We start from the raw sequence: 12,380 nt of genomic DNA, 5'->3' as shown, positions 1-12,380 counted from the left end.
TGGTTCTTAACCGTCAGCCGGTTTCCGGCCGGCGGTTTTTTGATAAAATATGTCGCTGCGGTATGAATTTGCAGAAAATGATATTTCTTTCGTTAACAAAAAATTCACAGGGCTTTCGCTTGCTTTTATACCGTATCCAGTCTATAATAAATTGTATGTGAACAAGGTTGCGATATAAAGATCCTGTTGGCAAAGGAGAGAAAATATATGGAACAGCAGTACGATGCAGGGCATTTAAATCATTGTTTGAATTCCCGGATTGCACATGAGTATAACCGGATGTTTGGGAAGTCGAATATGGGAATACTTTGCTATCTGCCGGATAAGGAGCTTACTCTCCTGTGGGCCAATGAATCTTTTTACCGGAAAACGGGCTATACCAGGGAAGAATTTGCGGAGCGCTTTCCTGCCTGGAAGGATTATTATGCGGACAGGCCGGATGCGTTTGCTGTGATCAAAACAGGCGTGATGGATTCAATGAAGCCGGGACAGGAGGGATTTGCCGTGACGGTCCCTTTCCCTGTGGAAGAAGGACACGATTTGTGGATGCGTGTCTCCGGCAATGTTACAGAAGAAAGAATAAACGGTTTGCCCGTATGCTATGCGGTACATACCGATATCAGCAATGAGATAAAGCTGAGAGAAGAACAGCACAATTTACAGAGCGAAAAGTCCAGGTATTTTGAATGGATGATGGAAGAGTACGCAGGTAACATTTATATTTGTGATATGAACAGCTATGAACTTCTCTATTTAAATCACACGGCGGCGGATGCTCTTTATGAAATTACACGACTCAGGCGTTCAGATATTCTGGGGCGTAAGTGTTATGAAGTAATACAGGGCCGGACGACTCCATGTCCTTTTTGCACCAATGACAGGATAACAGAAGAAGAGTTTTATGAATGGGAATTTTACAATCCTAATCTGGAACGGACCTTTATGATAAAAAACCGTGTTATTAACTGGTACGGACACAGAGCCAGGATAGAACTGTCCCATGATATGTACAGCGCGGAATATAAACTGGCGAAGAAGGACCGGGAGAGAGAGGCGATTATCCGTACCATTCCAGGTGGATTTGCCCGGGTTGATGCCCGCGATATGCGGACGATTCTCTGGTATGGAGGCGGATTTCTGGACCTGATCGGCTATACGAAGGAGGAGTTTGAGAAGGAGCTGGACTGCAAGTGCGGCTATATACATCCGGATGATGTCGACCGTGTGATCAGCGTTATGGAAGGTTCAAAAGAAGCCGGCAGAGACACGATTGCGGAGGCCAGGATTGTAACCAGAAGAGGCGATATCAAGATACTGACGATGACCTTCAGCTATGTAAGAGGGGAGGACAGCTGGGACGGCCTCTCTTCGTTCTACAGTGTGGGGATTGATGTGACGCAGGACCGTAAGGAGCAGGAGCGGCAGCGGCAGGCGCTGGAGGAAGCATACCGGGCGGCCAGGGTTGCAAGCTCTGCGAAGACGAATTTTCTCTCCTCCATGTCCCATGATATCCGTACGCCGATGAACGCGATAATGGGGATGACAGCTATCGCTCAGGCGAATCTTCATTCGGAGGAGAAGGTGGAAGACTGCCTGAATAAGATTAATGTATCCAGCCGGCATCTGCTCAGCCTGATCAATGAAGTACTGGATATGTCGAAAATAGAGAGCGGTAAGATAGATCTTGTCCCGGAAAATATCGATCTTTCCCAGCTTATTCAGAGTGTGGTAGACATGTGCAGGCCCCTGATAGAAGAGAAACAGCAGCAATTTGATATCAGTGCAGGGACGGTACGGCATGAAAAGGTGGTCGCGGATGGAGACAGGCTGCGCCAAGTTTTGATGAATCTTATGTCCAATGCCATTAAATATACGCCGGAAAAGGGCAGGATAAGTCTGCAGATTAACGAGCTTCTTTCTGCGAACCCTCAAAAAGGGCAGTATGAATTTATTATGGAAGATAATGGAGTGGGAATGGCTGCCGAATTTCTGCCCCATATATTTGAGCCGTTTTCCAGGGCGGAAGATACCCGCATCAGTAAAATTCAGGGTACCGGTCTGGGTATGGCGATCACGGAAAATGTGGTCCGTATGATGAACGGTACGATTGAGGTAAAAAGCTATGAGGGCCAGGGAAGCCGTTTTACCGTTTCGGTTCCTCTTGCGCTGCAGGAGGAGGAGAGCCTGGATAACCGGCTCCTGACGGGGAAACCAGTGCTGATTGTGGATGACGACCAGATCGTATGCGAAAGCGCTGCCATAGCGTTAAACGAAATGGGTATTCAGAGCTTCTGGGTGCTGTCGGGCACAGAGGCGGTTGAACGGATAGCGAAAGCACATGAGGAAGAAAATGACTTTTATGCTGTCATACTGGACTGGAAAATGCCGGACAAAGACGGCCTTGAAACGGTAAAAGCCATTCGCAGACAGGCTGACATCCATGTTCCGATAATTATTATATCGGCGTATGATTATTCTGCGATCAAAGCTGATTTTCTCCGCGCCGGAGCAGATGCATTTATAACAAAGCCTTTGTTTAAATCCAAATTACTGCATATTCTGCAGACATTTACAACCGGCAGCAGTATGAAATATGCCCCGATCCCGGAAATGAATCAGCATTCCAGGCTGCAGGGCCGGCACGTGCTTCTGGTGGAGGATAATGACCTGAACCGGGAGATTGCGGCGGAATTGCTCAGCATGCAGGGAATTCATGTGGATACAGCGGTAAACGGCAAAGAAGCGGTGGAACAATTTGCGGCATCTGCACCGGGGGAGTATGATGCTGTGTTGATGGATATTCAGATGCCGGTTATGAACGGTTACGACGCCACGGCTGCCATCCGGTCACTAAAAAGGGATGATTCCCGGTCAGTTCCCATTCTCGCTCTGACAGCCAATGCCTTTACCAGCGATGTGGGGAAGGCCCGAAGCGCGGGTATGAATGATCATATTGCAAAGCCGATTGATGTAAAGCTTTTGATGGAAACATTACTTAAATGGATGAAGTAACTGTCAGCCGGTTGGACAGTAAATAAGCACCGTCTCCGCATGTGCGGAGACGGTGCTTGTCTTTATACGTTTTCTGCGGCACTGCGGACCGGTAAGATTTTGGGAATCTGTGCAAGCCCCTGTTTCAGGGACTGCTCCGTCACAAATTTATAGTCATAAAGCAAGACCTCTTCCAGCTCAGAAGCAAAGCCTGTAATATCACGGCGGTTCAGACAGTCAAGAAGACTGGAAAGTCTGGACTTATAATATGATTCCAGGCTTTCGGGAGACTGGCTGGCTCTCAGAGGGTATCCCCACAACAACTGCTGAAACAGCTCCTTGTACACGATTCGAAGCGTCCGACAGGGCGCATAATGAGTGATGACCTCCAGGACACCGTAAACGGCCAGTTCATATCTGTGGTGCTCCTGGTGGAGCAGCAATCGTTCTTTCAGCCGGTCGAACTCAGCCGTGGACATAGATACTAATGTTAGCTCTGCCGCTTCTTTGCAGGATAACGTCAGGATGTGATGACTTTGTATCTGGTTGGATATCCGCCTTTTCACAGCGGGACTGGAATAGTCGCAGCGGCCGGCAATCTCCTGAAGGGAAAGAACCTTTGTGCCTACCCCATTGATGGACTCCACTGCTCCGATTTGATTTAATATGGAGAGTGTCCGTCGGATCGTGCTGACGGAAACCTGGTTCTCCTGTGCCAGTTTTGCCAAAGGGGGAAGGTAAGTTTCAGCCGGATAAGTCCCCCGGCTGATGCCGATCATTATATTCATCGCAAGGGAATAACACATCTGGGAGGCCTTTTTGTATGCGCTCCATGCAAATACTTCCTGCTTGTCAGAAGATACGGTGGTGATCCTCCTGTCAAAAAGAAGGCTGACCGCAGAGGCAAACTGCCCCTGGAATTCGTCTATGGCACACCGGAGCCCTGTCCAGTCGCCCAGGCGGCACTGTGCGATCATGGAGAGAAGCGGATTGCCTTCGCTGCCGGCAAAATAGCAAACAGAATCCGGGAGACTTAAAAACGGTGCCTGATAGTACATAAATATCTGCCAGACAAGACGCATGAGCAGATCATTGCCCAGGTTGCCGTAGATAAGCTGAAGCTGCCTGATCATGGCACCCGATGGAGGGAGAGCCTTTTCCTGTGCCAGACACTCAATCTTATCCAACAATTCCGGAGAAGCACTGCGAAATGCCAGCCACTGCGCCTGACCAAACAAAGGCTTCATCGAGCGGCTTAAATCAAGGAGAGCTTCTCTTCGCGGGGCAAAAAATGCCTGTATGTGCTGTTCTCTGTCCTGTTCGGAGTAATGAACTTTTATTTTTACACCGGCTTTTTTGGATATGGTAACATAGCCTTCCTTCCTCAAGCGCCAGTAGGCATGCCGGATAGTATCACAGGAGACATAAAATAAGGAGGAGGCGTGCTCAATGGTCGGCAGCCGTTCACCAAAACGATAGGTTCCGAATTGTATCTGTGTTTTCAGGACGGTATATATAACCTGCTGAACTTCTATTTGATTTTCCAATTCCACACCTCCTGCAGAGCAATAAATAGGGATAAATACAATTTATTATAACATTTTTGTATCGTTATTGCTATGTTCGGAGGCCAGATTCTTCCTGTTTGGTTGCGATATTGGAGCTGCTCTGCTATACTGTTAAATAATATGAATATGAACAAGGAAGACATTGCGGGGTGACAGTGCCAAAAGGTAATGATAGGGGAAAGGAAGAAGGATGAACATGCAAAATGAACACAGCCGTGAATATCTGACACTGCTTAACAGCATACCAGGCGGGGTGCGGCAGTCCTTCTATGATGAAGAATTTACCATACTGGAAGTAAATCAGGGATTTGCAGAACTGTTTGGTTTTCAGGAAGAGGAGATCAGGGAGCGGTTTCATAATCATTATATGGAAATGATCCACCCTGACGACCGGGATGCGGTACGGGAAACGATAGCCAGCCAGTTGAGCAGAGGGGATAAGACAGAACTTCAATACCGGGTTATATGCAAGGATGGAACCTGCAAATGGGTGATGGAAAATGGGCAGATATTCCGGGACGAAGACAGAGGAACCTGGTTTATGGGGGTTATACTGGATATAACCGATTCCCAGAATGCCAGAGAGGAACTGCAAAAGAGGGCGGAGAGAGACGCGCTGACAGGCCTGTATAACCGGGATGAGACGGAGCGTCTGATCTGCAGGCAGCTGGAAGAGCGGCCGGAGCAGATGTGCGCCCTGCTCATGATTGATACGGATAATTTTAAGGGAGTAAACGACAAGCAGGGACATTTGTTTGGAGATGCCGTGTTATCGGAGCTTGCCGCAGGAATGAAAAGGTGTACACGCCAGAGCGATGTGGTCGGGCGGATCGGCGGGGACGAATTTGCCATTCTTCTGAGGAATATCCCTTCCAGAGAGACGGCGGTGAAAAAGGCGGCCCAGCTGCTGGAGCTGTTTGAAAGTCTGTTTAAGCAGGGAAAGAGGCCTGTGGAAGTAACCTGCAGCGCGGGGGTGGCGGTCTATCCGGAGGATGGGGCAGACTTTCAAAGTTTATACCACTGTGCTGATCTGGCTTTGTATAAGGCAAAGAGTCTGGGCAAAAACAGATTTGTTGTCTTTGACAGAGAGCAAGCGGTATCCGTAGATCAGATCGGTTATTCTGCCCTGGGCGCCGCCATTGATTCCGACCAGCGGAATATGGGAACGGCGGGAGATCTGATCAGCTATGTGTTTCAGGTCCTCTATGATACCAGTGATATCGAACGTGTCATTGCTTTGATCATGGAAATTGTGGGGAAGCGGTTTGACGTAAGCCGGGCATATGTATTTGAAAATACGGAGGATAACAAATATTGCGACAACACCTATGAGTGGTGTAATGAGGGAATCGAACCCCAGAAAGATTTTCTGCAGCATTTTCCCTATGAAGAAGTAGACGGTTACCGGGATTTATTCAAGCATAATGCAGTGTTTTATTGCCGGGATATCCGCTCGCTGACACCGGTGCAGGCAAAACTGTTTGAAAAGCAGGGCATCCGCTCTACCCTTCAGTGTGCCATTCAGGAGGACGGTATCTTTCATGGTTTTGTGGGGTTTGACGAGTGTACGGGGACGAGAATGTGGACTAAGGAGGAAATCGGTGTTTTGACCCTCATATCTCAGCTGCTGTCCACTTTTCTGCTCAAGAGGCGGGCGGGCAGACATGATCAGGAACTGGCAGTCCGGCTCAACACGATTTTAGACACCCAGGATGCCTATATTTATGCTGTGGAAAAAGGCAGCTATGAATTACTTTATCTGAATTATAAAACACGGATGCTGGACCCCGGCGCGAAACCAGGGATGACCTGTTATAAAGCTTTTTTTGACAGAGAATGTCCATGTGAGAATTGTCCTCTTAACGGGGGCGCAGGAGAATTATACAACAGCCGGTATGATGTTTGGACCAGGACAAAGGGGGCACCGATCAAGTGGGACGGAAGTGATGCCTACCTGCTGACGTGCTTTGATATTACAGAGTATAAACGGCTGAATGAGGATTAAAGAAACGGACATAGAAAAAGCGCCCTGCGGCACTTTTTCTATGTCCGTTTTCATGTTCCGGCCAAATATTCTTCCGCGTATCTGGAAGATACCGCTCCGTCTGCGGCGGCAGTTACTATCTGGCGCAGCGGCTTTGTGCGTACATCCCCCACGGCAAAGACGCCGGGAAGATTGGTTCTGGTAGTCTCGTCGGCGATCAGATAGCCCTGTTCATCCATCCCGACCTGGCCCTGAAACAAACCGGTGTCCGGAATACGGCCAACGGCCACGAAGACACCATCGCAGGCTAGCTCGGAGGAAGATCCATCTTTATGCTTTATTACCACGCCGGTTACTTTCTTATCATGGAGAATTTCTGACACCTGGCTGTCCAGGATAAGCTCCACACCGCTTTTTAGCAAGGGATCCAGATAAACGTTGGAGGCTCTCAGGGTATCACGGCGGTGGACCAGATAAACCTTCTTACAGATTTTGGACAGGGTGAGTGCATCGGCAGCCGCGCTGTTGCCGCCTCCCACAATAACCACCGTCTTTCCTCTATACATCATGCCGTCACAGGTAGCGCAGTAGGCAACTCCCCGTCCGCGCAGGCTTTTTTCTTCCGGCAGACCAAGTTCCCTGGGAGAAGCTCCGGTAGCCAGCACTACCGCCCGGGCTGATACGATTCCCCTGGATGTTGTGATTTCTTTCATTTCTCCGGTAAGATTTACCGCCGTGACGTTGACAAACGCGGTTTCTGCGCCGAAACGTTCCGCACTTTTCTGCATCCGTTCACCCAGCTCAAAACCATCAATCCCCTGGTCAAATCCAGGGTAATTATCCACCTGCCCGGTGGTTGCCATCTGCCCGCCGGGAGACAGCTTCTCCAGTACGATGACGGAGAGTCCGCTTCTGGCACAGTAAAGAGCGGCGGTGTAACCGCCGGGACCGCCTCCGATAATTGCCACATCATAAGAATTCTGTTTCATAAAGAGTACCTCCTTGCCTGACCGCCGTCTGTGTATATTGCGGTTAAATGTTATTATCGGTCAGCCAGCTCTCGATGGCGTCCTGGGATTCCGGATTGATGGTAAAGCTTACTGCCGTCCCCTGTTTAAAGAGGATCAGGGTAGGAATGGTATCCACACCATATTGCTCTGCGATATCCGGCGCTTCATCTATATTTAGTTTGGCTACGGTAAGTTTACCCTCATATTCCTGTTCCAGACGGTCAACGGCGGGGGACAGGCGGCGGCAATAGCCGCACCAGGGAGCCCAGAAGTCGACGAGGACCGGTGTGGATGACTGGGAAATAAGCTCGTTAAAATTATTGTTTATCGTCTGTACTGCCATAATCATTACCTCCTGTGATATATAAATTGGAATGAAGCAGAATTCGATATGAATTGAGTCCTGCTCTGGTTTGAAAAATACATTCTGTTATAAAATTAGTAACAGTTTATACTGTTATTATATTAGTTGCAGTTTGGATTGTCAAGGCTTTTAAAAAAATAAAGCCTGCCTTCGACAGATGCCGGCTGCTGCCGGATCAACTGCCAAAGACAAGCTTTTTATAAAGCGGTACAAAATTCTGCCGGTATAAGCGGCGGGGTCAGCCTGAGGCTGCAGGGGTTTCTTCCGGAACAGCCGTTTTCTTCCCGAACGTACGCCGGAAATGAAGCTTTAAATAGGACAGGCCGACGGCGTCCGCCAGGAACCAACCAATGGGGACGGACCACCAGATCCCCGCAACACCCACGGACGGGATGGAGGAGAGAAGATAGGCCAGAAGTACTCTCGTTCCCAGAGACAGAATCGTCAGTACAACGGACATTCCAGGTTTGCCCAGTGCACGGTATAGGCCGTACAGCAGGAAGAGACAGCCGATCCCGCAGTAGAAGGCGCCTTCAATATGCAGATAACGGATTCCCTCCGCGATGATTTGTGTTTCTCCTTCCTTGACAAACAGGAGCATCAGAGGACGGGCAAAGATCCATATAGCCGCGGAGACAGCCAGACAGAAGAGGAGAGAGGTACGGATCGCCCCCTTTAAGCCCTCGCGGATACGGTCTTCCCTGCCTGCCCCGTAATTCTGGGCGATAAAGGAGGAGAAGGCGTTGCCGAAGTCCTGCACCGGCATGTAGGCAAAGGAATCAATCTTGACAGCCACGGCAAAAGCAGCCATCACGGTTGTGCCAAAGCTGTTGACCAGGCCCTGAACCATGAGAATACCCAGATTCATAGTCGACTGCTGGACGCAGGTCAGGACGGAAAAACCGGAGATTTCCTTCAGGCAGGCGGAACTGATATGACAATGGCGCTTCTGAATCCGCAGCTCTGGGAATTTCATCCATGTATAAAACGCGATTCCGATGCCGGAAACAAACTGGGCAATGACAGTCGCCTCGGCTGCGCCGGTGACACCCCGGTCAAGACCCACCACAAACCAGAGGTCCAGAATAATATTAAGGACGGCGGAGATTGCCAGAAAAAGAAGAGGAACCAGGGAATTACCGATGGCCCGCAGCAGGCTGGCAAAAAAGTTATAGAGAAAAACGGCGGTAATCCCGCAGAAAATAACCACAAGATAGTCCTTCATCATCCCATGAATCTCTTCGGGTATCCGAAGCAGATTTAAAATCCAGTTTATACCGGAGAAAGCCAAGACGTTCAGAAGAATATTGAACACTGCGATCAGCAGAAAAGAAGTATAAATACTTTCCTTTAGCCCGTCCCAATCCCGCTTCCCGAACCGGATGGAAAATACTGCGCCGCTTCCCATGCACAGGCCCAGCAGTATCGAGGTGAGAAAGGTCATCAGAGCAAATGCCGAACCGACGGCAGCCAGAGCGTCCGCCCCCAGAAAACGACCTACAATTAAAGTATCGGCTACGTTGTAGCACTGTTGTAATAGATTTCCCAATATCATGGGCGCTGCAAACAGCAGCATGGTCTTCATGACCGGACCCCGAGTCAAATCTCCCCTCATTACGGCTCTCACTTTCTATATGTAAGTTTGATATTACGATTCGAAACAATTATATCGGCGCTGCATTCATATGTCAAGTATTGGATTGCATTTTATGAAAAGAGCTTTATAATGGATATAAGAAAAATGGGAAACCGGACAGAATGGATGAAAGAGGTGCTGAGATGTTTCTGGAAGGACTGGATGAACTGGATCAGAAGATTGTACAGCTTTTAATTGAGAACGCGCGCATGTCATACTCGGAAATTGGACAGCAGGTAGGTATATCACGGGTGGCGGTTAAGATGCGGATTCAGTCGCTGGAAAAGAGAGGCATTATAGAAGAGTATACGGCTATTGTAAATCCGCAGAAGATAAGCGGAGCCGTATCCTGCTATTTCGAGATCGAAACAACACCCGCCGCATTTGCCCAGGTGACGGAAATACTGCTGAAGAATGAGATTATTACCCAGATTTACCGTGTTACCGGCAGGAGCAAGCTGCATGTCCACGCGGTCGCCGCCTCCGGGGAGGAAATGGAACGTCTGATCGAGGATGTGATTGACCCTCTTCCTGGGGTCTTAAACAGCAGCTGTAACATGATATTATCACGTATTAAAGATATTAAGGGACTGCGTCTTTAAAATCGGCGGCGCTGTAAGAATATGAAATATGATTTAGGGGAGAGAAGAGAAAAAAATGGAAATGGATCTGCTTTACGTAATTCAGAACCTGCATCATCCGGTGCTGGACGTGATTATGGTAAATCTGTCCCGTCTGGCCGACAGCGGAATCCTGTGGATCTGCCTGGCACTGGTGTTTTTATATACAAAGAAATACAGAGAATACGGTGCGGCTATGGGGACCTCCCTGTTTTTTTCCTTTCTTGCGGGCAATATAATCTTAAAAAATCTGGTGGCCAGGAGCCGTCCATGCTGGATTGATACGGGTATCCAGCTGCTGATCGCTAACCCTGGGGACTATTCTTTCCCCTCGGGGCACACATCGGCCTCTTTTGCAGCGGCTATGGCGCTCTTTCTCTACGACAAAAAGCTGGGTATTCCGGCTCTGGTGCTGGCCTCCCTGATTGGCTTTTCCCGAATGTATTTATTTGTTCATTTCCCCACGGATGTGCTGGCGGGAGCAGCGCTTGGAATCCTTTCGGCGCTTGCCGCCGTCTTTCTGATCAAGGGGATAAAGAGACGGCGGCAGCTGGGATAGCTTACAGTTTGCTGTCCAGTTTATGGAAGACGAACAGACCGCAGAGAAACTGAAACAGCAGAAGAAAGGTCAGAATGTAGACCAGATAGGTAGAGAAGGGTCTGAGATAGCCCAGAACATTTACAATGGAAGCGGCCAAAATGAGAAGGCAGTAGACCCCTGTCATAATGACGTAGGTAATGCGTCCGCTTTTGTCCCGGAGCATGATCTTTCTTTCGTCTCTCAGGTCGATCCGTTCTGTCTTCAAGCGGCTCTCGTACTCTTCCCGCTTTCCAGGCCTGGTCCAGTACAGATACTTCCAGATCATCATCAGACCCGGACCGATTCCCGCTCCGCCGAATCCCCACAGCAGAGCATCCAGCCTGGTTTCTGTGGCCACGGCCAGGATGATAAATAACAGGCCGGCCAGCGTGTAGCCGATTCCGGTATATAACATTGATTTTTTCATTTCGCGTCCTCCTCATAGATAAAGATATCTTCTACCGTCATATGAAAATAGCGGGCAATCTTGAAAGCCAGCAGAATGGAAGGGTTATATCTCCCGTTTTCCAGAGAACTGATCGTCTGGCGGGAAACTTCCAGGGCCGCTGCCAGTTCTTCCTGTCTGATTCCGTGCTCTTTCCGAATGTATTCCAGTCTGTTTTTCAAATCGTATCACCCCTTTGATGTCAAGCTTACTTTACATCTATGATTTTACAGCAGGTCGGATGTAATGTCAAGCACACTTTCTGTTGGAATAAGAATGCAGGGAAAATTATGCATTATGCACAAATTTATTTGCGCTATAGATTGTGAATTGTGACAAAGATACAAAAACGACTTACATCAAAGAGATAGAAATGTTAAAATAAAACTAAAGTTTGGAACAAAATGAGGCAGAGAAGGAGAAAATGATGTTTGTAATTGGAGAAACTCAATCGGAAGTACGTTTTCTCAGACTGCAGCTTCCGAGAGAATATAATCTGCGCAGAAAGAACAAGAAGATATACGGAGCATGGGCAAACCGGAGCGTTTTATATCTGTCGGACGAAAAGGCACCGTTAAAAGCGGCCGCCGGGAAAAAAAGCGAGGTATTTGAGGTGGCCATAACTCCGGCTTCCTGTATTGAGGTACCGGAATTCCTGGAGGAGAAAAAGGCCAGCATTACCGGCTGTATTTCTACGATTAAAATAGAATTTGATGAAAGGGGAGTGTAATGATGGTTGGCCAGATGGTAATACACAGAAAATATGGAACCGGTACAATAGTAGAATCCCGCGGCTGTTATATCAAGGTCCGGTTCGGGACGGAGCCATGCGAGAAAGTTTTTCAATATCCAGGGGCCTTTGAACAATACATTACATTTGAGGATGACAAGCTTCAGAGCAAAGTCAATGCTGATTTAGAAGCGGTGCGGGAGAATAAAAGAAGAGAGGATCAGCAGAGGCGGCTGGAGTACGAACGCCTGGACCAGGAGCGGAAGAATGAGCATCTGGAACAGTTAAAGCGGCGGCGAAAGACGGCCAGAGAAAAGGCGGAGAGGGAACGGCGGGAGAAAGAGAAGCAGAAGGAAATCAGGAAACGTATTGAGCAGCTGGCACAAGAAACGGATGGGAACGAAATTTTCGCGGGGTGATCCGGACGAAGTGCCGCGGACGGCTTGGCGGGA

The 12,380-nt window shown here is 48.7% G+C and carries 12 protein-coding genes; 6 read left to right on the top strand and 6 right to left on the bottom strand.

Features of this window, described 5'->3' with window-relative positions; all coding sequences use genetic code 11:
* Positions 1 to 207 precede the first annotated feature (207 nt).
* Entirely contained in the window at positions 208 to 3,012 is a 2,805-nt protein-coding gene (locus tag ABCW47_RS09010; RefSeq protein ID WP_343209523.1) for a PAS domain-containing hybrid sensor histidine kinase/response regulator, read from the top strand.
* Positions 3,013 to 3,074: 62 nt separating this feature from the next.
* Here ABCW47_RS09010 and ABCW47_RS09005 read toward each other — a convergent pair whose 3' ends face one another.
* The gene (locus tag ABCW47_RS09005) at positions 3,075 to 4,538 is read right to left on the bottom strand and encodes a GntR family transcriptional regulator (protein ID WP_343209522.1); all 1,464 of its coding nucleotides are present in this window, start codon (positions 4,536 to 4,538) and stop codon (positions 3,075 to 3,077) included.
* Positions 4,539 to 4,755: 217 nt separating this feature from the next.
* On the opposite strand from ABCW47_RS09005, the gene ABCW47_RS09000 reads away from it, so the two are divergent.
* Positions 4,756 to 6,564, top strand: coding sequence for a diguanylate cyclase domain-containing protein (locus ABCW47_RS09000; protein WP_343209521.1), 1,809 nt, complete (start codon positions 4,756 to 4,758; stop codon positions 6,562 to 6,564).
* Positions 6,565 to 6,614: 50 nt separating this feature from the next.
* On the opposite strand, the gene trxB is transcribed toward ABCW47_RS09000, so the two are convergent.
* From trxB to ABCW47_RS08985, 3 genes are all read right to left on the bottom strand, one after another.
* Entirely contained in the window at positions 6,615 to 7,532 is a 918-nt protein-coding gene (gene trxB, locus ABCW47_RS08995) for a thioredoxin-disulfide reductase (protein WP_343209520.1), read from the bottom strand.
* A 43-nt stretch (positions 7,533 to 7,575) separates the two neighbouring features.
* Positions 7,576 to 7,896: a thioredoxin gene (gene trxA / locus ABCW47_RS08990; RefSeq protein WP_343209519.1), complete on the bottom strand. Its 321-nt coding sequence runs from the start codon at positions 7,894 to 7,896 to the stop codon at positions 7,576 to 7,578.
* Positions 7,897 to 8,155: 259 nt separating this feature from the next.
* Entirely contained in the window at positions 8,156 to 9,532 is a 1,377-nt protein-coding gene (locus ABCW47_RS08985; RefSeq protein ID WP_343209518.1) for an MATE family efflux transporter, read from the bottom strand.
* A 164-nt stretch (positions 9,533 to 9,696) separates the two neighbouring features.
* On the opposite strand from ABCW47_RS08985, the gene ABCW47_RS08980 reads away from it, so the two are divergent.
* Positions 9,697 to 10,155, top strand: a complete 459-nt coding sequence (locus tag ABCW47_RS08980) for an Lrp/AsnC family transcriptional regulator (RefSeq protein WP_343209623.1) — start codon at positions 9,697 to 9,699, stop codon at positions 10,153 to 10,155.
* 55 nt (positions 10,156 to 10,210) lie between these two features.
* Positions 10,211 to 10,732 carry a phosphatase PAP2 family protein gene (locus ABCW47_RS08975; protein ID WP_343209517.1) on the top strand — a complete coding sequence of 174 codons (522 nt, stop codon included), beginning with the start codon at positions 10,211 to 10,213 and terminating at the stop codon, positions 10,730 to 10,732.
* 1 nt (position 10,733) lies between these two features.
* Here ABCW47_RS08975 and ABCW47_RS08970 read toward each other — a convergent pair whose 3' ends face one another.
* On the bottom strand, positions 10,734 to 11,180 hold the full coding sequence (locus tag ABCW47_RS08970; RefSeq protein WP_343209516.1) for a hypothetical protein: 447 nt from the start codon (positions 11,178 to 11,180) through the stop codon (positions 10,734 to 10,736).
* On the bottom strand, positions 11,177 to 11,380 hold the full coding sequence (locus ABCW47_RS08965; protein ID WP_343209515.1) for a helix-turn-helix transcriptional regulator: 204 nt from the start codon (positions 11,378 to 11,380) through the stop codon (positions 11,177 to 11,179). The genes ABCW47_RS08970 and ABCW47_RS08965 overlap by 4 nt, the downstream gene beginning before the upstream one ends.
* A 242-nt stretch (positions 11,381 to 11,622) precedes the next feature.
* On the opposite strand from ABCW47_RS08965, the gene ABCW47_RS08960 reads away from it, so the two are divergent.
* Both ABCW47_RS08960 and ABCW47_RS08955 read left to right on the top strand, forming a co-directional pair.
* The gene (locus ABCW47_RS08960; protein ID WP_343209514.1) at positions 11,623 to 11,928 is read left to right on the top strand and encodes a hypothetical protein; all 306 of its coding nucleotides are present in this window, start codon (positions 11,623 to 11,625) and stop codon (positions 11,926 to 11,928) included.
* Positions 11,928 to 12,347 carry a hypothetical protein gene (locus ABCW47_RS08955; protein WP_343209513.1) on the top strand — a complete coding sequence of 140 codons (420 nt, stop codon included), beginning with the start codon at positions 11,928 to 11,930 and terminating at the stop codon, positions 12,345 to 12,347. The genes ABCW47_RS08960 and ABCW47_RS08955 overlap by 1 nt, the downstream gene beginning before the upstream one ends.
* The last annotated feature ends 33 nt before the right edge of the window (positions 12,348 to 12,380 follow it).

The sequence above is a fragment of the Anaerolentibacter hominis genome (assembly GCF_032380675.1).
GTDB lineage: Bacteria > Bacillota > Clostridia > Lachnospirales > Lachnospiraceae > Anaerolentibacter > Anaerolentibacter hominis.
Note: the sequence above shows the minus strand (reverse complement) of the source record. Positions and strands in the feature narration are given on the sequence as shown.

Bases quoted from the DNA above. Each gene is read 5' to 3' on its own strand.
- ABCW47_RS09010 (WP_343209523.1), top strand. From the start codon at position 208: ATGGAACAGCAGTACGATGCAGGGCATTTAAATCATTGTTTGAATTCC.
- ABCW47_RS09000 (WP_343209521.1), top strand. From the start codon at position 4,756: ATGCAAAATGAACACAGCCGTGAATATCTGACACTGCTTAACAGCATA.
- trxB (WP_343209520.1), bottom strand. From the start codon at position 7,532: ATGAAACAGAATTCTTATGATGTGGCAATTATCGGAGGCGGTCCCGGC.
- trxA (WP_343209519.1), bottom strand. From the start codon at position 7,896: ATGGCAGTACAGACGATAAACAATAATTTTAACGAGCTTATTTCCCAG.
- ABCW47_RS08985 (WP_343209518.1), bottom strand. From the start codon at position 9,532: ATGAGGGGAGATTTGACTCGGGGTCCGGTCATGAAGACCATGCTGCTG.
- ABCW47_RS08980 (WP_343209623.1), top strand. From the start codon at position 9,697: ATGTTTCTGGAAGGACTGGATGAACTGGATCAGAAGATTGTACAGCTT.
- ABCW47_RS08975 (WP_343209517.1), top strand. From the start codon at position 10,211: ATGGAAATGGATCTGCTTTACGTAATTCAGAACCTGCATCATCCGGTG.
- ABCW47_RS08970 (WP_343209516.1), bottom strand. From the start codon at position 11,180: ATGAAAAAATCAATGTTATATACCGGAATCGGCTACACGCTGGCCGGC.
- ABCW47_RS08960 (WP_343209514.1), top strand. From the start codon at position 11,623: ATGATGTTTGTAATTGGAGAAACTCAATCGGAAGTACGTTTTCTCAGA.
- ABCW47_RS08955 (WP_343209513.1), top strand. From the start codon at position 11,928: ATGATGGTTGGCCAGATGGTAATACACAGAAAATATGGAACCGGTACA.